Raw genomic sequence first — 19426 nt, 5'->3', positions numbered from 1 at the left:
GGGCCGCTCCGACGCCCGCGCCGGCGCGACCCGCTCAGCCCCCGCCCCCACCCCGGCCCTCGTCCCGGCCTTCGCCCTCACCGCCGAAGGCCGACTCGAACTCGTCGATGTCCTCCTGCCCCAGCGAGATCAGCGAGAAGTCCGACGGGGTGTGGCCCCCGGACCCCTCGGCGGCGTGCCGCACCAGGCCCTCCAGCACCGCCCGCCAGCGCCCGGCGAGATCGCCCAGCTCCGCCCCGGTGAGCAGCCCGCCCGGCGACTCCAGGACGAAGCCCAGCTCGGGCCCCCCGGGCAGGTCCCGCGCCGAACCGTTGATCTCCAGCACGTGCCGCAGCGGCGTCGACGGGTCCACGCCGCCGTCGGGCACCGGGCGCTCACCCGCCGGCGTCCACGCCCGCGCGGACACCCCGGCCGGCGCCCCGGCCGGCACCCCGTCGGCACCGGGGACGTCCGCCTCCCCGCCGGCCCCGCCGAACCGGCCCAGGTAGTTGAACCCGATCTGCGGCTGCGCCAGCGGCTCCAGCACCGCCCGCGTGGCCGGGTTCACGTACCGCAGCAGCCCGTACCCCAGACCGTCGCCCGGCACCTGCCGCAGCTGCTCCTTGACCCGCTTGATCAGCCGCGCCGCGTCCGCCCCGCCCGCCCGGACCTCGGCCGTGTCGACCGGACCGGGCTCCAGCCGCACCGGATGGACGGCGGTGAACCAGCCGACCGTGCGCGTCAGGTCCATGTCCTCGGCCAGCGGCACCCGGCCGTGCGCCTCCCGGTCGATCAGGAAGCCCTCCGGGGCCCGCCCGCCGCGCGCCCGCAGCCACTCGTCGAGCGCCGCCGTCAGCCCGGACAGCAGCACGTCGTCGACCCCCGCGTGGTAGGCCGCGGGCAGGGCCGCCAGCAGCGCTCCCGCCATCGGCGCCGGAACGGTCAGCTCGGCGCGGGACACCCCGCCCCCCACGGTGTCGGTCCGCGGGTCCAGCGCACGCCCGGCGATCGGCGGCTCGACCCGGTCGAGCACCCGCCGCCAGGCCGGCAGCTCGTCCACCGTCCGCTGCGCCCTGGCCCGCTCCGCCAGGGCGCCCGCCCAGCGGCGGAACGAGGTCGGCTCGGGGGCGACGGCCGACCGCGCCGCGTCCGCGCCCCCGGCGGCCAGGGCCGTGTGGGCGAGCGCCAGATCGGGCATCAGCACCCGCCAGGAGACCCCGTCGATCACCAGGTGGTGGGCCGTCAGCAGCACCAGGGCGTCCTGCGCGGGGCCGCGGTCGACGAGCACGGCCCGCAGCATCACGCCGTCCCGCGGCGCGAGCGCGGCCTCGGCGGCCGCGGCCTGCTCGTCGAGCAGCGCGTCCAGCCGCGCCCCGTCCAGGCCCGCGGCCTCCACCCGGGTCACCAGGTCCGCCGCGGCGACGGCCGGGGCCGCGCCGGGCTCGGGGACCACCAGCCGGCCGTCCGCCTCCTCCAGCCGCGCCCGCAGCACGTCGTGCCGGTCGAGGACGGCCCGCAGCACGGCGGCCAGCAATCCGGGCGTCAGACCGGGCGGGGCGGTCAGCACCATCGACTGGCTGCCCGCGCGCGCGGCCGAACCCGTGCGGGCCGCGATCTCGTGCATCACCGGGGTCAGCGGCACCGGGCCCCAGGGGACGTCCTCGGGGCGCGCCGCCCGCTCGGCGTCGACCGGCTCGGCCACCCGCGCGAGCTCCGCGGGCGTGCGCAGCTCGAAGACCTGGCGCGGCGTGATCGCCAGCCCGGCCTTGCGGGCCCGCCCCGCCAGCAGCATCGAGGTGATCGAGTCGCCGCCGAGGCCGAAGAACGAGTCCTCCGCGCCCACCCGTTCCAGGTTCAGCACCTCGGCGAAGAGCCGGCACAGCAGCTCCTCCGCGTCGGTGGCCGCGGCGCGCCCCTGCGCCGGGCCGGCGAAGACGGGCCGCGGCAGGGCGGCCCGGTCGACCTTGCCGTTCGCCGTCACCGGCAGCGCCTCCAGCACGGTCACCGAGGCCGGGACCAGGTAGTCCGGCAGCTTCCCGGCGAGGTACTCCACCAGCGCCCGCGGCTCGGGCGGGGCCTCCCCGCCGCCGGCCGGCACCGCGTACCCGGCCAGCCGCTTGCGGCCGTCCGCGTCCTCGACCGCGACCACCAGCGCCTGCGCGACGCCCGGGTGGGCGGCGAGCACGGCCTCGATCTCGGCCGGCTCGACGCGGAACCCGCGGATCTTGAGCTGCTTGTCGGAGCGGCCGAGGAAGAGCAGCTGCCCGTCCCGGGTCCACTGCGCCAGGTCGCCGGTGCGGTACATCCGCGCGCCCTCGGGCTCGCCCTCGGCGGGGAAGGGGCAGGCGACGAAGCGCTCCGCGGTGAGCGAGGCGCGCCCCAGGTAGCCGCGCGCCAGCCCGGCCCCGGCGAGGTAGAGCTCGCCCGTCATGCCGACCGGCACGGGCCGCAGGAACGCGTCCAGGACGAACGCCCTGGTGTTGTCCATCGGCAGGCCCAGCGGCACCGCGTCGGGCACCGCGTCCGGGTCGGTGAAGGGCAGCTGGGTGGCGAAGGCGGTGGACTCGGTCGGGCCGTAGGTGGTGCGCACCACCAGGCCCGGGTGGGAGCGCAGCAGCGTCCGTACGGCGTGCGCGGAGACCACGTCGCCGCCGGTGGACACCTCGCGCACCCCGGCGAAGATGTGCGGGGCCTGCTCCGCGAGCACCCGGAAGTGCCCGGCCGTGGCGTGCACGCTGGTCACCTTCTGGTCCGCGATCAGCCGGCCGCGCTCGACCGTGTCGATGTCCCCGGGCGGCACCAGCACCAGCCGGCCGCCGTGCAGCAGCGTCGTCCAGATCTCGTAGGTGGAGGCGTCGAAGGCGTGGTTGGCCTGCACCAGCACCCGTTCGAGGGTCTCGGCGGACCAGCACCCGTCCAGGCAGAACGCCAGGACGCTGCCGTACGTCACCGCGACGCCCTTGGGCAGGCCGGTGGAACCCGAGGTGTAGACGACGTACATGAGGTTCTCCGGGCGCACCGGCACGGCGGGGAAGGCCGCGCCGTCCCCGTTCGCGGCGGGCGAGCCGGGCGGGCCGGGGGCGTCCGGGCCCGCGGGGGCCGGCTCCAGGAGGAGCACCTCGGCGCCCTCGAACAGCGCGGCGTCGGCCAGGCCCCGCCGTGCGTTCGGCCCGTCGACCAGGACGACGGCCGCACCCGCCTGCGCCGCCGTCGCGGCGAGCCGGGCGGCCGGGTGCCGGCCGTCCATCGGCAGGTACGCCGCACCGGCCTTCACCACCGCCAGCAGCGCGGCGATCAGCTCGGGCGAACGCTCGGCGACCACGCCCACCAGCGTCTCCGGGCGCACGCCGAGCGCGGCCAGCCGGCGCGCCAGCCGGTTCGCCCGCCGGTCCAGCCCGGCGTACGTCAGCTCGGTGTCCCCGGCGACCACGGCCACGGCCCCGGGGGTGCGGCGCGCCTGCTGCTCGAAGAGCTCGGCGAGGGTCGCGCCGGGCAGCTCGCGGCGGGTCCGGTACCCGGAGCCGTCCAGTTCGTGCCGCTCCTCGCCGGTCAGCACGTCGAGCCGGCCCAGGGGCACGTCCGGGTCGTCCGCGACCTGGCGCAGCACCAGGAGCATCCGGTCGACCAGGCCCCGGGCGGTGCGCTCGTCGAACAGGTCGGGCCGGTAGTCCAGCCGGACCTCGATGTCGTCGGTCGGCGTGACCACGATGGTCAGCGGGTAGTGGGCGGCCTCCTCGCCGCCGCCGGCCGAGACCCGGATGCCGGCCGGGCCCCGCAGGCCGATCCCGGACGGACCGCCCGGCGGCTCCCGCCCGTCGCCCGGCGGCGGCCCCGGAGGCTCCCGCCCGTCGCCGGGCGGCGGCCCCAGCGGGCCGCCGGCCTGCTCCCCGCTGCGCAGCGCCGTGCCGCCCAGGCCCTCGCCCGGGGGCGAGCCGTCGGCGGGCCGCGGCGCCCGGCCCGGCCCGGCGGGCGCCGCCGGTCCGGCCGAGGGGGCCGCCATCGGCCCGCGCGGATAGTTCTGGAAGACCATCAGGGTGTCGAAGACCGCGCCGGGACCGCCGGCGCGCTGGATCTCCGGCAGGCTCAGCTGCTGGTGGTCGAGCAGGGCGGTCTGCTGGTCCTGCAGCGCCGCCATGGCCCGGCGGAAGGGCAGGGCCGGGTCCAGCGGCACCCGCACCGGCACGGTGTTGATGAACAGCCCGACCATCCGGTCCGCCTGCGGCACCTCGGCGGGCCGGCCGGAGACGGTCGCGCCGAAGACGGTGTCCAGCCGGCCGGACAGCTTGCCCACCAGCAGCGCCCAGGCGACCTGGAAGACCCGGTTGAAGGTGACCCCGGCGGAGCGCGCCGTCTCCCGCAGCCGCTCGGCGAGGTCGTCGCCGAGCCGTTCGACCACGTGCCGCAGCATCACCGGCGGGCCGCCGCGGTCGGCCGGGCCCACTAGGGTGGGCTCCTCCGTCCCGGCCAGCATCGCGCGCCAGGCCGCGCGCGAGGCGTCGGTGTCCCGGCGCACCAGCCAGGCGAGGTAGTCGCGGTACTGCGGCACCTTGGGGAGCACCGAGGCGTCGCCGCCGTTGCCGTAGACCTCCCACAGCTCGCCGAACAGGATCGGCAGCGACCAGCCGTCCATCAGGATGTGGTGCATCGTCACCACCATCCGGTGCCGGCCGGGGCCGGCGCGCAGCAGCAGCACCCGCAGCAGCGGCGGCACGCCGAGGTCGAAGCGCCGCGCGTCGACCTCGGCCAGGCGCGCGGCCTCCCGCTCGGCCTCCTCCGCGCCCAGCCCGCCGAGGTCGGCGTACGTCCAGGGGATCCGCACGCCCCTGGCGATCACCTGGACGGTGTCGCCGGACGCGCGCGAGCGGAAGGCGGCGCGCAGGCTCGCGTGCCGGTCCAGCACCGCCTGCCAGGACGCCTCCAGCACCTCGGGGCGCAGGTCCCCGTCGAGGTTGAGGATCCGCTGCCCCACGTACACGTCCCGGGGCGCGTCCTGGTCGTACGAGGCGTGGAACAGCAGTCCCTCCTGCAGCGGGGAAAGCGGCCACACGTCCTCGACCGTCAGCTGGCTCATCGTGCTCTCCGTTCGGGTCGGCCGGGCTCGGGCGCCGTCTGGGGCGGCGGCAGCCGGCGCAGGGGCCCTCCGCCGCGCGGCAGCGGGGGCAGGTCGCCGTAGCCGTTCGCCGAGTGCTGCTCGGCTTCCGGGCGCGGCGCGGGCGGTTCGGCGAACTGGGTGCGGTAGAGCTCCGCGTACAGGCCGTCGGCGTCGACGAGGTCGGTGTGCCGGCCGCGTTCGACCACGCGCCCGTCCTGGACCACGAGGATCTGGTCGGCCTCGCGGACGGTGGACAGGCGGTGGGCGATCACCAGGGCGGTGCGGCCGGCCAGGGCGGTCCACAGCGCTTTCTGCAGGGCCGCCTCGGACTCGGAGTCCAGGTGGGCGGTGGCCTCGTCGAGCACGACCACGGTCGGTTTCTTGAGCAGCAGCCGGGCGATCGACAGGCGCTGCTTCTCGCCGCCGGAGAAGCGGTAGCCGCGGTCGCCCACGACGGTGTCGAGCCCGTCGGGCAGCGCGGAGACCAGGTCCCAGACCTGCGCGGCCCGGCAGGCCTCGACGAGCTGCGTCTCGGTGGCGTCCGGCTCGGCGTAGAGCAGGTTGGCGCGGATGGTGTCGTGGAACATGTGCGCGTCCTGGGTCACCATGCCGACGGTGTCGTGCAGCGAGGCCAGGGACAGGTCGCGCACGTCGTGGCCGCCGATCCGCACGGTGCCCGCGGTGGGTTCGTAGAGCCGCGCGACCAGCTGGCTGATCGTGGTCTTGCCGGCGCCGGAGGGCCCGACGAGCGCGGTCAGCCGGCCCGCCGGGGCGCGGAAGCTCACCCCGCGCAGCGCCGCGGCGTCGCCGGAGCGTTCCGGGGCCGGCAGCGACAGCGTCTCCAGCGAGGGGAGGGAGACGTCCTTCGCCGCGGGGTAGCGGAAGGAGACGTCCTCGAACTCGATCTCCGGGGCCGGGGCCCGGGCCGCGGCGGGCAGCACGACCGGGTCGGGCCGTTCCGCGATCAGCGGCTCGAGATCCAGCACCTCGAAGAGCCGGTCGAAGGAGACGAGGGCGGTCAGGTAGTTCGACTGCAGGTTGGAGAGCTGGTTGATCGGGCCGAAGAGCCGTGCCAGCAGGGTGGCCAGGGCCACCAGCGAGCCGATCTGGATGGCCCCGTCGATCACCAGTTCGCCGCCGACGCCGTAGACCACCGCGGTGGCGAGCGAGGCCAGCAGCGTCACCGTCACCAGCAGCATCCGCGAGTAGACGGAGGTGACCACGCCGACGTCCCGCACCCGCGCCGCGGTGCCGGCGAACCGCCGGGCCTCGCCCTTCGGCCGGCCGTAGAGCTTGACCAGCAGCGCGCCGGCCACGTTGAAGCGCTCCTGCATGAACGAGCCGAGTTCGGCGTCCAGTTGCATCGACGTGCGCAGGTTGCGCTGCAGCCGGCGCCCCACGACGCGGCCGGGCAGCACGAACAGCGGCACCGTGACGAGCACGACCAGGCCCACGAACCAGGACAGGAGGAAGATCGTGACGAGCACCAGGCCCAGCACCACCAGGCTGGAGAGCACGTTGGACAGCAGCACGGTCACCGCCTGCTGGGCCTCCATCACGTCGGTGTTGAGCCGGCTCACCAGCGAACCGGTCTGGGTGCGGGTGAAGAACGCCAGCGGCTGGCGCTGCACGTGCCGGAAGACCTCGGTGCGCAGGTCGTAGACGAGCCCCTCGCCGATGCGCGCCGAACTGCGGCTGACGAAGAAGCCCACCAGCGCCTGCAGCAGCGCCAGGCCCGCCACCGCGGCGGCGGCGGCCGCCACCACGCCCCGGTCGTGGGGCACGATGCCGTGGTCGATGAGCACCTTGAACAGCAGCGGCGTGGAGACGGTGATGACGGCGTCGACCACGGTCAGGCTCAGCAGCGCGGCGATCTGCCGCCGGTAGGGCCGCAGGTAGGGCCGGATCCGCCGCGCGGTGCCGGGCCTGACCCGGCCCCGGGCCGGGTCGGGCCCGTCGCCGCCGGTGGCCCGTACCGTGATCAGCGGGCCCGGGCCGGCCATCATGGCGCGGCGACCTCCTTGCCGTTCGTGGCCGTGACCGGGCCCGGCGGCCGCTGGTCGCTCCAGACCCGGTCGATGTACTCCAGGCACTCGTCGCGCGCGCCCGGGCCGTGGGCGATCCGCCACCCGGCGGGTGTCCGCGCGAACGCCGGCCACAGCGAGTACTGGCCCAGGGTGTTGACCAGGACGAGGTAGGAGGCGTCCGGGTCGTCGAAGGGGCTGGTCATCTCGGTCTCCTCAATCGTTCGGGGGCCGCCCGCCGGGGCGGCGGGGGAGGGGCCCGGGGGCCTCAGCCGGGCGGCCGGGCCGTGAAGCGGCCCGCCTTGCCGAGCACGTCCGCCGCGTGGACGCGCAGCGCCTGCTGGACGGCGAACTCCGCCATGTACGCGCGGAAGCCGTCCGCCGGCTCCAGGGCGAGGTTCACCATGCGGCGGTTGGCGGTGACGGCCGGGTCGCGCAGCAGCTGCACGGCGTGCTCGACGGCCCCGTCGAGCTCCGCCGGGTCGACGACCCGGTCGACGAGCGTGCGGGCCTCCGGATCGCTCGCGCGCACCCGCCGCCCGCCGAGGATGATCTGCCGGGCCAGCCGGGGGCCGGTCACCGCGGGCAGGCGGAAGTCCGCCGCGCCCGGGACGATCCCCTCCTGCGCGGCCGGCAGGCTCAGATAGGCGTCGGAGGCCGCCAGGACGTGGTCCACCGCGAGCAGCAGCTGCATGCCGCCGCCGATCGCGAAGCCGTCCACCGCGGCCACCCACGGCATGTCGGTGAGCGGGTAGCGCCAGGACGCCTCGTCCGTGCGCAGCCCGAGCAGCAGCTTCCTGAGGTAGCCGAGCTCGCGGCGCAGCAGGAAGCCGACCAGCGTGATCTCGCCCGCGTGCAGGCGCTTGAGGTTGATCCCGGCGCTGAACACCCGGCGGCCCGCGTAGCGCGGGTGCGTCATCTCGCCGCCCCGGATGAGCCCGATCTCGCACTGCCCGTCCAGCAGCGCGAGGTCGACCGCGGTCTCCATGTCGTCGACCTGCTGCTCGTCCTCGGCGTTGAGGCGGTCCCCGGCGCACATGGTGATCCGGGCCACCCCCGCGCGCCGCTCCAGCCGGGTGCTCTCCATCCGCACCACCCCGGTGGCCCGGAACTCCCCGAGCAGGGCCAGCGCGCGCCCGGTGGGCCGCAGCATGGAGTCCATCAGGTGGTGGCCGGCGGCCGGGCAGCGCAGCAGCCCGCGCAGGAGGACGCCCAGGTCGATCTCGTAGCCCAGGCGCCGTGCGACCGGCAGGGCCCGTTCCGCCCGCAGCTGCGCGGGCGTGGGCACCAGGTGGGGCACGGCGAACGCGGCGCCCTCCACCAGGGCCTCCAGCCGCGGGCGCAGCGTGCGGCCCTCGGTGAGCCGGTCGTACAGCGCCTCGGCGTGCAGGTCCAGGAAGGCGGTGCGCCGCGCGCGGCCGTCCTCCAGCGCCCGCTCGGTGCCGGCGGGCGGGCCGCCGGTGCGCGGCCCGGGCTCGGGGAACGGCGGCAGCCGCCGGGCCGCCCGGTCGAAGCCGTCCGCGGCGCGCTCCCGTACGGCGGCGGGCGCCCGCCCGTTCGGGGTGCTCACGCCGTCACCCCGTCCGCCGCCCGGGCGCGCCGCAGCGAGCGGTCGCAGGCGGCCAGGTGCGGGCCGAGCGCGTCCTCGAAGCTCATCCACTGGGCGTCGAAGGCCAGTTGGCGGCGGATCGCGAGTTCGGGGCCGGACAGCCGGCGCAGCAGCCGGGCCGCGGCCGCCAGGGTGCGCCCGGGGTCCGTGCTCACCCGGTCCACCAGACAGTGCTCCAGGGCCTCACGGGCGGTGATCGGCATCCCGAAGAGCACCGTGCGGCGCGCCGGGGCCGGCCCGAGCTGCTGGACCAGCCGGAAGCCGGCCATGCCGGGCCACACGGCCTGCCCGTGGAAGGTCACCCGCAGCCGCAGGTCGGGTGCCGCCACCCGCACGTCGGTGGCGAGCAGCAGGTCCAGTGCCGCGCCGCCGCACTCCCCGCTCGCCGCCGCCAGGGTGGGCAGCCGCAGCCGTTCGAAGCGCCGTACGGCCCGCTCCCACTTCGTCACGGTGGCCACGTCGGCCGGCTTCGCCACCGCCTCGCCCGTCGGGGCGCCGGAGAGGTACAGGGTCGCGAAGTCGGCTCCGGCGGACTCCGCCTCGTCGCACAGCGCGCCGACGGCCTCGGTCAGTCCGGCCGAGATCTCCCGGCCGCCGTCCACGTGCAGCACGGGGCCTTCGGGCAGGGCGTTGACGGGCATCGCGGTCTCCCTCGCGTCGGTTCACCACTGGATGAGCGCGGATTCGATCGTCGAACCCGGCCCCATGGTCATGAGCACGCCGTAGTCGCCGTCGCGGACCACGCCCTCCTGCAGGAGCCGGTCGTAGGAGAAGAGGAACGAGCCGCTGGAGACGTTGCCGAAGTCGCGCAGCACGGTGATGGTGTGGCGCAGGTCGTGGCGGGTCAGCCCGAGGTTGACGGCGACCGCGTCGATGACCTTCTTGCCGCCCGAGTGCACCAGCCAGTGCGTCACGTCGTCGCGGCGCAGCGACGTGCCGGCCAGCAGCCGGTCGACGACGCCCTCCACGTGCGCGCCCACCAGGTAGGGGATCTGCGGATCCAGGAAGAAGCTGAAGCGGTCCTGGTCGCGGTCCCAGTCGTAGCGCATCGCGTCGATGGCGTCGACGATCGTGACGCTCGCCGTCCGCAGGATCCGCGGGCCCTCCGGGCGCGGGCCGGACCCCTCCTCCTCGGCCCCCTCGCCGCCCCGCGGGTCGGCCATCACCGCCACCGCCGCCGCGCCGTCGCCGAAGAGGCTGTTGACCACGGCCGTACGCATCGTGGAGTCCATCGTGTACGCGGCCGAGCAGGCCTCCGAGCAGACCATCACGGCCAGCCGGCCCGGATTGGCCGCGGCCCAGTTGCCCACCACGGCCAGCGCGTTGAGCCCCGCGTTGCAGCCCATGCCGACGATGTCGGCCCGCGCCGTGTGCCAGTCCATGCCCAGCTCGCGGATCAGCAGCGCGCTCAGACCCGGGGTGAGGAAGCCGGTCGACGTCACGCAGCACAGGTAGCCCACCTCGGACAGGTCGGCCCCGATCCGCTTGAGGCACACCGACATCGCGTCCGACCCCATGCTCACGGCCCACGCCTTGTGCTTGTCCAGGAGATCGCCCTGGCTCTCGCGCACCCGCGTGCCGTCGGGCGCCGCCGGGGGCAGCACCAGCGAACGCTGCCGGATGGAGCCCAGCAGGAAGACCGAGCGCACCTTGCGGTCGGTGATCCCGAACAGGTCGAGCAGCTCCTCCTGGGAATAGTGCTCGGGCGGCACGGCGGTGCCCACGCTCAGGATGCGCGGGGCCGTGGCGACCATCGCTCGCTCCAGGGCCGCGGTCATGATGCGTCACTCTCCGTTCCGGTGCCGGGCACGTCGCCGCCGTGCGCCGCGGCTCTGTACGTCCCGGCTCTGTGCGTCCCGCCCGGGTACCGCTCGCCGCTGAGCGCCTCCACGAACCGCGCGAGCCGCTCGACGCCCTCGGCCACCTGCCCGGGCGTCAGATAACTGATCGAGAGCCGGATGTCCTGCTCGCCCCCGCCGTACGGATGGAAGAACTCCATCGGCGTCCAGATCACACCGAAGTCCCGGGCCGAACGCTCCAGGGCCGCGGCGCCGGTCCGGAAACCGGTGCGCAGGGTGAGGAAGAACCCGCCCTCGGGACGGTTCCACCCCACCCCCAGCTCCCGGCGCCGCCCCTCGGGCAGCCACCGCTCCAACTGCGCCAGCGTCGCGGCCATGCTGCGCCGGTAGTGCTCGGCGGCCCTGGCGTTCAGCACGGAGAGCCGGCCGTCCGCACCCAGCAGCGCACCCGCCGCGGCCGCCTGGCTGAGCGAGGACGTGTTCACCGTGACCATGCTCTTCACCCTCGCCAGGTCCCGCGCGAGCAGCCGCACCCCGCCCCGCCCGCCCCGCACCTCCTGGTCGGCCACGACGTAGCCGATCCGCGCGCCGGGGAACAGCGTCTTGGAGAAGCTGCCGAGCTGGACGACGCTCCTCGACCGGTCGAGCGCCTTGAGCATCGGCTGCCGCGGCCCCGGGCCGCTCAGCCGGTAGGGACTGTCCTCCAGGACGAGCAGCCCGTGGCGCTCGGCCAGCTCCAGCAGCGCGGTCCGCGTCGCCAGGTCCAGCGTGGACCCGGTCGGATTGGCGTGGTCCGGCACCACGTACACCGCCCGTGGCCGCCGGCCCGCCGCGCGCTGCGCCCGCACCGCCCCGTCCACGTCGGCCACCACCAGCCGCCCGTCACGCTCCGGCACCGCGACCACCGGGACGTCCAGCAGCCGCGCGGCCCCGATGATCCCGACATAACAGGGGGTCACCAGCAGCAGGACGTCCTCGGGCGTCGCGAACAGCGCGCGCAGCACCAGGAACATCGCCTCCTGCGCACCGACCGTCACCACGATCGCCTCGGGCGCGACCTCCAGCCCCTCGTCCTGCCGCAGCCAGTACGCGATCAGCTCGCGGATCCGCCCCGCGGCCGGCCCGTACTGGTAGAAGCCGTCGCGCACTTCGGCCGGCCCCGCGCCCCGGCTCTCCAGGTACTTCGCGTACCGGCGCAGGTGGGCGTGGATCTCCTCGACCTCGAAGAAGCCGTCATAGGGCCGCCCCGGCGCGAAGGACACCGCGTCCGGGTAGCTGGACGTGATCTCGTTCAGGAAGTTCATCCGGTCGAGAACCGGGTCCTCGATGCTCGAGTGCAGGGTTGTCGAATCGAGCACCATGGTGCCCGCCTTTCCGTCGACGAGCCGCAGGACGGCAGTCCGTCGGAAGGGCGGATGCCGGGGCTCGCGTGAAGGACGCGCGGCAGAGCGGCGATGCGGCGGCGTCCCGCCGGCGGTGCGCCGGCGGCGTCCTCCCGCGTTCGAACATCGGCCGTTTTCGACTTCGACCTCATGGCGGCCCCTCGGACCCGGCCCACGGGCTCCGGCCCCCGGCGGCGTCACCGCCCGTGCACCGTCCGGTGGTGCGGGCGCGGTACCGGCACACGAAAGGGCCCGTCGAAGGCACCGGGCCGAGCACGACGCGGGGGTGCGGAGCATCCCGACGCCCTGTCGCCGCTTCGCACCGGCCGCGGAGATCGAACGGAATCCTGGAGCACAGGGCCCTGTCTGCTGTTTGTCCTTGTTCCAGTACGCGCCTCGGGGCAAGAGACTGTCAAGTGCTGAGGGTTCCCGTCCCGTCACGGTCCGCTACCGGCGGGCCCGGCGGCGGCCGCCGGACCCGGCGGGCCCGGCCGGTGCCCGCCCCGGCCCCGGCGCGGGAGCCCGGGCCCCCGCAGGCGGCGCCCGGGCCGCCGGGAGCGCGGCCCGGGAGAGGCCGCCGGACGGCAAACCCCTTGGGCGGGCCCATGGTTGGCCGTGCGATATCCCGGCGGCCGGGGCGGTGCGGCGCGTACCATCGGACGCCCGCCGTCAGGTCGCGGACCGGCGCGCGGGGCAGCGGGCGGCCGGGGCGGGGACAGGGGTGGCGTGTGACGAAGAGTGATGTCCGGCGGGGCGTGGTGCGGCGCGGGCTGACGGCGCTGGTCGTCTGGTGGCTGTGGATGCCGCTGGTCGCGCTGCTGGTACGGCTGGTCAAGCACACCGTGTTCGGCGGGTTCGGGCAGCAGGACCAGAGCTACCTGCTGCTGATCGAGCGGGAGTTCCTCCCGCACGGCGGCGTGCTGGACGCGGCGCCGCTGTTCTGGCTCTGGGTCGCGATCGGGCTGTGCGGCACGGTGGGCGTGGTCGCGTACGTCGCGCAGGAGTCCGGGGCCGGCTACGGCGGGTGGCGGGTGCGCCTGGCACTGGCGGCGGTGCTGCTGGCGGTGGCCGGCTCGCTGGTGCGCACGGGCACCGGACTGTGGGACGACGACAAGGACGAGGGCCGCTTCTACGCGGCGGCCACCGTGCTCGACGTCCCCGCCGGCGGGGCCGGCACACCGCGCTCGGTCCTGCCGGTGACCGAGCACACCCGCGCCGGCGACGGCACCCGCTGCGACCTGGTCGGCACCGCGGACGTGCCGGCCTGCGTGAAGACCGCGCCGATGCCGGACTTCGACTTCGAGGCCCGCACCGCCTCCTACGCGGCGGCCACCAAGGCGCTCACCGACAGTGCCGGCCTGACCTCCGGGGTCCACCTGATGGGCCACAGCCTGCACTACCTGCCCGACGCCTCGCCGGGCGGCGGCGTGTGGACGGCCGTCCTGGACGGCTCCGGCGAGCAGCCGATGGAGGGCGTCGCCGTCTGGGACGGCCGCTCCAACTCCGTCACCACCTGCGCCTTCCGCGGCGAGCACGCCTTCGGCCGGGCCTTCGCCGGCACCGGGGCCGTCAGCCTGCGCAACCTGCTCGCCGAGCGCTTCCCGGACCTCGTCCACAGCGACCAGGACATCTGGGGCTACTGCGACGGCGCCGACCCCCGCACCGCCCAGCCGGTGGTGGTGATCTCGGTGGCCCGGCAGACCGGCTGGCACCAGCGCACCGTCCTGGAACCCGCCGGGGTGCTGGTGCTGCGCGGCTCGCCCGACGGCCGCCCGAGCATGACGTACCGGGCGGACGTGGCCCCGGGCGAACTGCCGGGGGCCGTCTACCCGGCCTCGGTGGTCCGCTCGCAGATCCACGAGATCCAGTGGCTCGGCGGCCGCGGTGCGAAGGACGACCGCGGCTTCGGCTACGCGCACACCTCGGCGTCGACCAACGCCGTCAACCCGGGCGAGTTCCTGCTGCGCTCCAGGGCGGACGGCCACCTGTACTACGTGACGCCGCTGGTGCCGCGGGAGAGCTCCTCGCAACTGGTGGTGGCCTTCGCCGTCCTGCAGGCCGACCGGGTCGGAGGCGGCCTCAACGACCTGCACGTGTACGTGCGCGGCGACGACAGCCCGTCGGTGAACCTGGACGTGCTGGCCAGCCGGATGGTGTCGTACATGGCGCAGCAGACCTCGATCACCATCAGCGCCGGGCAGGGCGGCGCGCTGCAGGAGATCGTCCCGTTCGGCCGGGACATGTGGCGCGGCTTCGTGGACTTCAACGGGCAGACCCAGGACTACATCGACCTGTCGGGCGACGCCACGGTGACCCCCAACCTGGTGTCGCTGAGCGGCGACATCACCGCGCCCGGCGGACGCCCGACACCGGCCCCGACTCCGGCCCCGACGGCGGCCCCGACGCCGGCCGCACCGGCGGCCGGGTGCGGCGGCGACCCGGGGCAGCTGACGACCGGACAACTCGCCTCCTGCGTCGCCGAACTGTCCAAGGCCCTGCAGGGGCGCGTCCAGGACCCGGCACCCGCCCGGCCCTGACGGCCGGTCCCGCCACCGCCCGTCCGATCGCTCTCCGTCACCCCTGACGTGGTCTCAACCACCTCGGGAAAAGCCCAGCTTGACGCAGGCCCGCCCCTGCGGGCTTGACGGAATTTGCCAACCCGGCGCCTCACGCGCACCAGCCATTGACCCGGCCATGACGCCGTGTGAGGGTTCGGGCACCCGAGCGCGGACGGCCCGCACGGCCGTCCCCTCCAGAGGCGGCCCCGCGACGCCTCCCCAGCCTGCCGTCCGCGGTCGAGGACCCCCACACGCGAGGAGCCCCGATGCAACGCAGGATTTCCGCAGGAAGGTTGCTGACCGCGGCGACCGCCCTGACCGTGCTGGCCGGCATGATCGCCGCCACCGCGGGGCCGGCCACCGCCGCACCCGACACCACCCCGGCCCCGCCCAGCGGGCTGGCCGCCGCGGTGAGCGCCGCCGACGCCGCCGTGACGGCCGGTCTGGACGCGCTGGCCAAGGGCAGCGACGAGACCTACGAGCGCAAGGCCGTCACCCCCTGGGTGGACGGCCTCTACTCCGTCGCCTACGAGCGCAGCTACCGCGGGCTGCCCGTGGTCGGCGGCGACGCCGTCGTCCTCGCCGACTCCCGGGGCACGGTCCGCGCCCTGCAGTCCGCCGCCACCGGCCCCGTCGGCACCTCCACCACCGCCCGGATCAGTGCGGAACAGGCGGAGCGGACCGCCCGCAGCAAGGCGGCCTCCGTCGACACCGTCGAGTCCCGCCGCCTGGTGGTGCGGGTCAAGGACGGCACCAGCCGCCTGGCCTGGGAGACCGTCCTCGCCGGCCACAAGGGCCCGGCCCCCAGCCGCCTGCACGTGTTCGTCGACGCCACCACCGGCGAGGTGCTCGACAGCTACGACGACGTCCACGCGGGCACCCTGAACAGCGAGTGGAACGGCCCCTCGCCGACGATCGCCACCACGGCCTCCGGCGGCTCCTACACGCTGCGCGACCCCAACCGCCCCGGCCTGTCCTGCGCCGACTACGGCACCGGCCAGGTCTTCTCCAAGTCGAGCGACTCCTGGGGCACCGGCAGCGCCTCCAGCAAGGAGACCGGCTGCGGCGACGCGATGTTCGCGGCCCAGAAGGAATGGGACATGCTCCGCGACTGGCTCGGTCGCAACGGCCACAACGGCAACGGCGGCAGCTGGCCCGTCAAGGTCGGCCTCAGTGACGTCAACGCCTACTGGGACGGCAGCACCATATCCATCGGCCACAGCCAGGCCAACAAGTGGATCGCCTCCATCGACGTCGTCGGCCACGAGTTCGGCCACGGCATCGACCAGTACACCCCCGGCGGCGCCAACAACGAGTCCGGCCTGGGCGAGGCCACCGGCGACATCATGGGCGCCCTCACCGAGGCCTACGCCAACGAACCCGCCCCCTACGACACCCCCGACTACACCGTCGGCGAGATGATCAACCTGGTCGGCAACGGCCCGATCCGCAACATGTACAACCCCTCGCTGGTGAGCAACAACCCCAACTGCTACTCGGCGTCCATCCCGAACACCGAGGAGCACGCGGCGGCCGGCCCGCTGAACCACTGGTTCTACCTGCTCGCCGAGGGCTCCAACCCCGGCGGCGGCAAGCCCACCAGCCCCACCTGCAACAACTCCTCCGTCACCGGCATCGGCATCAAGGACGCCGGCCGGGTCTTCTACGGCGGCATGCTCCTCAAGACCAGCGGCATGACCTACAAGCGCTACCGCACCGCCACCCTGACCGCCGCCAAGAACCTCGACCCGACCTGCACCTTCTTCAACCGCGCCAAGGCCGCCTGGGATGCCGTCAGCGTCCCCGCCCAGACCGGCGACCCCACCTGCACCAACAACGGCAGCAACGACTTCTCGCTCTCCCTCGGCCCGGCCTCCGGCTCCGTCCAGCCCGGCGCCTCCACCACGGCCACGGTGAGCACCGCGGTGACCTCCGGCACCGCCCAGACCGTCGCCCTGACCGCCTCCGGCCTGCCGTCCGGCGTCACCGCGAGCTTCAACCCCTCCTCGGTCCAGGCCGGCTCCTCCGCCACCCTCACCCTGAACGCCTCCGCGAGCGCGGCGAACGGGACCTACCAGATCACCGTCACCGGCACCGCCGGCACCACCACCCACACCGCCCAGTACAGCCTGACGGTGGGCAAGGACTCGCCCAACCCCGGCGGCACCTGGACCGCCGGCACCACCTACCAGGCCGGCGACGTCGTGACCTACAACGGCGTCGGCTACCGCTGCCTCCAGGGCCACACCGCCCTGGTCGGCTGGGAGCCGCCGAACGTCCCCGCGCTCTGGCAGCAGGTGTGACCGGCTCGCGCTGACACCCCGTGAAGCCGCTGCGCCGCGGCCCGTCGAGGGGGACGGACCGCGGCGCGGCCGTGCGCGCCGACGGATGCCGGAGGGGTCCCGGGGAGAGGGCCCCGGGATGCCGCGGTGCGCACCGAAGCCCCGGGGGCGGCCCGGACAGTGGGCCGCCCCCGGGGCGCGTCGGCGCGCCGTGCCCACGGCGCGGCGGTCGGTTGCTGCGGTGGTCAGGTGCTGCGGTCGAAGAGCTTGACGCGCAGCGGCTCCCGGGCCGGGGTGTCGACCGGTTCCGGCGGGGAGAGGGTGAGGACGAACCCGCCGATCGCGATGACGGCCATGATGGCGACGGCCAGCGGCACGACGAACTGGGAGGCGGGCAGGCCGTCGGCCCGGAACCGCTCGTCCAGTCGGACGGAGACGGCGGCCATCCCGGTGTAGTGCATGGCGGTGACCGCGACCCCGGCGACGAGGGAGGCGGCCAGCGAGGCCGCGAAGCCGGTGATGTTGAGGGTCATCCACAGCGCCGCGGTGGCGGCGGCCACGGCGATGGCGATGGAGACGGCCACCAGCACGGGGTCGTAGGAGACCTCGCCCTCGACCTGCATGGCGGACATGCCGAGGTAGTGCATGGCCGCGACACCGCAGCCGGTGACGGTGCCGCCGATCAGCAGGGACGCCGTCGTCCTGCGGCGGTAGCCGACGTACAGGACGCCGGCGCCGACGACCACGACGGCCAGCAGCAGGCTGCCGAGGGTCTCGGGGACGCGGTAGACGACGGTCGAGCCAGTGACGGCGAAGCCCATCATCGCCATGAAGTGCATGGTCCAGATGCCGCAGCCGAGTTCGACCGCGGACAGCAGCAGCCACCCCAGGCGGCGGGCCGGCGGCAGGGTCAGGGCCCGTACGGTGCAGCGCAGTCCGAGCGCCGCGCCGGTGCAGGCGATGAGGTAGGACAGGAGCGGGTTGATCCAGCCGTAGTGGAACCCGTCGATGTGGGCGGTGTGGGGATGCATGGCCACCTGGGGTGCGTTCTTGCGGAGGGGGGCGGAGTGCTCTCCTGCCCGGGGCGCCGGCGGCTGTGGGGTTGCCGTTCCGGCGGGGGATCAGGATCCGATTCCCGATGGATCGTATAGCGATCAATTTGATTCCGCGAAATCGGCGGCCGGCGGAATTGCTGAGGGGTTTTCAGGGGAATCCGCCGATGGCGGTGGTTCATGATCGACATTGCGCCGGGTCAGGCCGTTTTCGCGATGGGGGCGTCAATTTCCCTTTTGTGAAACACCTTGAACAATTCCGTCCGACGGCGGGGGTGCCCCCGCCGAACGGCGGGGTGCACGGAAAACGCCGCGGAATTCACCCGCGCGGAAAATCCGGCCCGCGGCGCGCCGGGGACGGGGCCGCCCGCTACCGCCCGAGCGCGGCCTGCGCGATGACGGCCCGCAGGCGGGCCTGGACGGCCTCGGCGGCCTCGCGGGTGACCGGGTCCTCGCTCTCCAGCTGCGGGGCGATCAGCTCCGCGGCGGCCACCAGGAGCGGCAGGGGCACCTCCACGCTGCGCAGATGGAGGAGCTGGGAGGCCGCCCGCTCACCGGGCGAGGCCGGTGCGGGGGCGACGGGGATCAGGGCGGTGAGGCCCCGGGGGAGCGGCTGAGTGCTGGTCACCCGGCCCATTCTCCCGTGCGGGCCCGGGCGGTCCGCGCCGGCGGGCCCGCACCGGCCGGCGACGGCGTTCGAAGGCCCGCCCCTACCGGGGCCCCGGAACGGGCGGCCGCCGGCGCGGACCGGCGCCCGGGGCCTCCCCGCCTCCCGACGGCCCCGGGCGGGCGGCGAAGACCCAGCGGTTGGCCGCCAGCGCGTCGTTCGGCTCCGGCAGCGGGCCGCGGCCGTGCACGGCGGTGAAGTCGTACGGGCTGCGCACGGTCACCGTCCAGCCCCGGCGGGCGAGTCGGGCGGCGGAGTCGGGGCGGGGGTCGGCGTCGAAGAGGGCGCGCAGGTCGATGCCGAGCCGCTGCCGGGCCGCGACGTACACGGGGGACGTGCGCACGGCCGGCGGCTCGGCGGCCACGTCCTTGAGCTCGTAGGCGAGGGTGCTGCCGGGCGCGCTGAGCCGGTGCACGGTGGCCATCAGGCGCCGCTCGGCCTCGGCGGGGAGGTAGAGCAGCAGCCCCTCGGCGAGCCACGCGGTCGGCGCCGCCGGGTCGAAGCCGCCCGCCAGCAGCGGCCCGGCCCAGTCGGCGCGCAGGTCGGCGGCCAGGGGGCGGCGCTCGGCGGCGGGAGCCGCGCCGGCCGCGTCGAGGACGGTCCGTTTGAAGGCCAGCACCTCGTCGGTGTCGATCTCGTGGAGGACGCAGCCGGGCGGCCAGTCGAGCCGGTAGGCCCGGGAGTCCAGGCCCGCGCCCAGCAGGACGATCTGGCGGGCGCCGCCCCGTACAGCGGCCAGCAGGTGGTCGTCCAGGACCCGGGTGCGCAGCCCGAAGTAGCGCCCGAGGCGCCCCCACAGCGGGTCGGCGTCCCCGCCGGGGACCTGCTCGGGGCGCAGCGGCCAGTGCGCCGAGGCGGGGGCGGCGCGGACGAAGAGCTCGGCGAGCGGGTCGCGGGCCAGGGCGTCGGGGCGGTGGGTCTCGACGGCGCGGGCGGCCGCCACCAGCAGGGCGGTACGGCCCACCCCGGAGGCCACGCCGCG

The 19426-nt window shown here is 75.3% G+C and carries 11 protein-coding genes and 2 pseudogenes; 3 read left to right on the top strand and 10 right to left on the bottom strand.

Features of this window, described 5'->3' with window-relative positions; translation table 11 throughout:
* Positions 1–34 precede the first annotated feature (34 nt).
* From ACGFSC_RS11635 to ACGFSC_RS11605, 7 genes are all read right to left on the bottom strand, one after another.
* Entirely contained in the window at positions 35–5050 is a 5016-nt protein-coding gene (locus tag ACGFSC_RS11635) for an amino acid adenylation domain-containing protein (RefSeq protein ID WP_392863055.1), read from the bottom strand.
* Positions 5047–7077, bottom strand: a complete 2031-nt coding sequence (locus ACGFSC_RS11630) for an ABC transporter ATP-binding protein (protein ID WP_359913170.1) — start codon at positions 7075–7077, stop codon at positions 5047–5049. Before ACGFSC_RS11630 ends, ACGFSC_RS11635 begins: the two co-directional genes overlap by 4 nt.
* Positions 7074–7301: an MbtH family protein gene (locus ACGFSC_RS11625; RefSeq protein ID WP_359913173.1), complete on the bottom strand. Its 228-nt coding sequence runs from the start codon at positions 7299–7301 to the stop codon at positions 7074–7076. The genes ACGFSC_RS11630 and ACGFSC_RS11625 overlap by 4 nt, the downstream gene beginning before the upstream one ends.
* Before the next feature lie 62 nt (positions 7302–7363).
* On the bottom strand, positions 7364–8665 hold the full coding sequence (gene dpgC, locus ACGFSC_RS11620; protein WP_359913176.1) for a (3,5-dihydroxyphenyl)acetyl-CoA 1,2-dioxygenase DpgC: 1302 nt from the start codon (positions 8663–8665) through the stop codon (positions 7364–7366).
* The gene (gene dpgB / locus ACGFSC_RS11615) at positions 8662–9345 is read right to left on the bottom strand and encodes an enoyl-CoA-hydratase DpgB (protein ID WP_359913179.1); all 684 of its coding nucleotides are present in this window, start codon (positions 9343–9345) and stop codon (positions 8662–8664) included. The genes dpgC and dpgB overlap by 4 nt, the downstream gene beginning before the upstream one ends.
* Positions 9346–9366: 21 nt before the next feature.
* Positions 9367–10482: a 3,5-dihydroxyphenylacetyl-CoA synthase DpgA gene (gene dpgA / locus ACGFSC_RS11610; protein ID WP_359913182.1), complete on the bottom strand. Its 1116-nt coding sequence runs from the start codon at positions 10480–10482 to the stop codon at positions 9367–9369.
* On the bottom strand, positions 10479–11864 hold the full coding sequence (locus tag ACGFSC_RS11605) for a PLP-dependent aminotransferase family protein (protein WP_359913185.1): 1386 nt from the start codon (positions 11862–11864) through the stop codon (positions 10479–10481). The genes dpgA and ACGFSC_RS11605 overlap by 4 nt, the downstream gene beginning before the upstream one ends.
* A gap of 749 nt (positions 11865–12613) precedes the next feature.
* Here ACGFSC_RS11605 and ACGFSC_RS11600 point away from each other — a divergent pair.
* The 3 genes and pseudogenes from ACGFSC_RS11600 to ACGFSC_RS11590 form a co-directional block, all read left to right on the top strand.
* Complete coding sequence (locus tag ACGFSC_RS11600) at positions 12614–14422, top strand: hypothetical protein (protein ID WP_359913188.1); 1809 nt, start codon at positions 12614–12616, stop codon at positions 14420–14422.
* Between the two features lie 287 nt (positions 14423–14709).
* Positions 14710–16608 (top strand): annotated as a pseudogene (locus tag ACGFSC_RS11595) (M4 family metallopeptidase); the annotation flags it as partial.
* 12 nt (positions 16609–16620) lie between these two features.
* Positions 16621–16746, top strand: a pseudogene (locus ACGFSC_RS11590) (carbohydrate-binding protein); the annotation flags it as partial.
* Between the two features lie 224 nt (positions 16747–16970).
* On the opposite strand, the gene ACGFSC_RS11585 reads toward ACGFSC_RS11590, so the two are convergent.
* From ACGFSC_RS11585 to ACGFSC_RS11575, 3 genes are all read right to left on the bottom strand, one after another.
* Positions 16971–17756, bottom strand: coding sequence for an MHYT domain-containing protein (locus ACGFSC_RS11585; RefSeq protein WP_359913191.1), 786 nt, complete (start codon positions 17754–17756; stop codon positions 16971–16973).
* 391 nt (positions 17757–18147) lie between these two features.
* Positions 18148–18405, bottom strand: coding sequence for a hypothetical protein (locus tag ACGFSC_RS11580; RefSeq protein ID WP_359913194.1), 258 nt, complete (start codon positions 18403–18405; stop codon positions 18148–18150).
* A gap of 82 nt (positions 18406–18487) precedes the next feature.
* Positions 18488–19420 (bottom strand): SAM-dependent methyltransferase, encoded by a 933-nt coding sequence (locus ACGFSC_RS11575; RefSeq protein WP_359913214.1) that lies wholly within the window; start codon positions 19418–19420, stop codon positions 18488–18490.
* Between the last annotated feature and the right edge of the window lie 6 nt (positions 19421–19426).

It is taken from the genome of Kitasatospora sp. NPDC048715 (assembly GCF_043198905.1).
Taxonomy (GTDB): Bacteria; Actinomycetota; Actinomycetes; order Streptomycetales; family Streptomycetaceae; genus Kitasatospora; species Kitasatospora lactacystinica.
This window is presented reverse-complemented; position numbering and strand designations above follow the sequence as displayed.

Coding starts and splice junctions, on each gene's coding strand:
- ACGFSC_RS11635 (WP_392863055.1), bottom strand. CDS start 5,050: ATGAGCCAGCTGACGGTCGAGGACGTGTGGCCGCTTTCCCCGCTGCAG.
- ACGFSC_RS11630 (WP_359913170.1), bottom strand. CDS start 7,077: ATGATGGCCGGCCCGGGCCCGCTGATCACGGTACGGGCCACCGGCGGC.
- ACGFSC_RS11625 (WP_359913173.1), bottom strand. CDS start 7,301: ATGACCAGCCCCTTCGACGACCCGGACGCCTCCTACCTCGTCCTGGTC.
- dpgB (WP_359913179.1), bottom strand. CDS start 9,345: ATGCCCGTCAACGCCCTGCCCGAAGGCCCCGTGCTGCACGTGGACGGC.
- dpgA (WP_359913182.1), bottom strand. CDS start 10,482: ATGACCGCGGCCCTGGAGCGAGCGATGGTCGCCACGGCCCCGCGCATC.
- ACGFSC_RS11605 (WP_359913185.1), bottom strand. CDS start 11,864: ATGGTGCTCGATTCGACAACCCTGCACTCGAGCATCGAGGACCCGGTT.
- ACGFSC_RS11585 (WP_359913191.1), bottom strand. CDS start 17,756: ATGCATCCCCACACCGCCCACATCGACGGGTTCCACTACGGCTGGATC.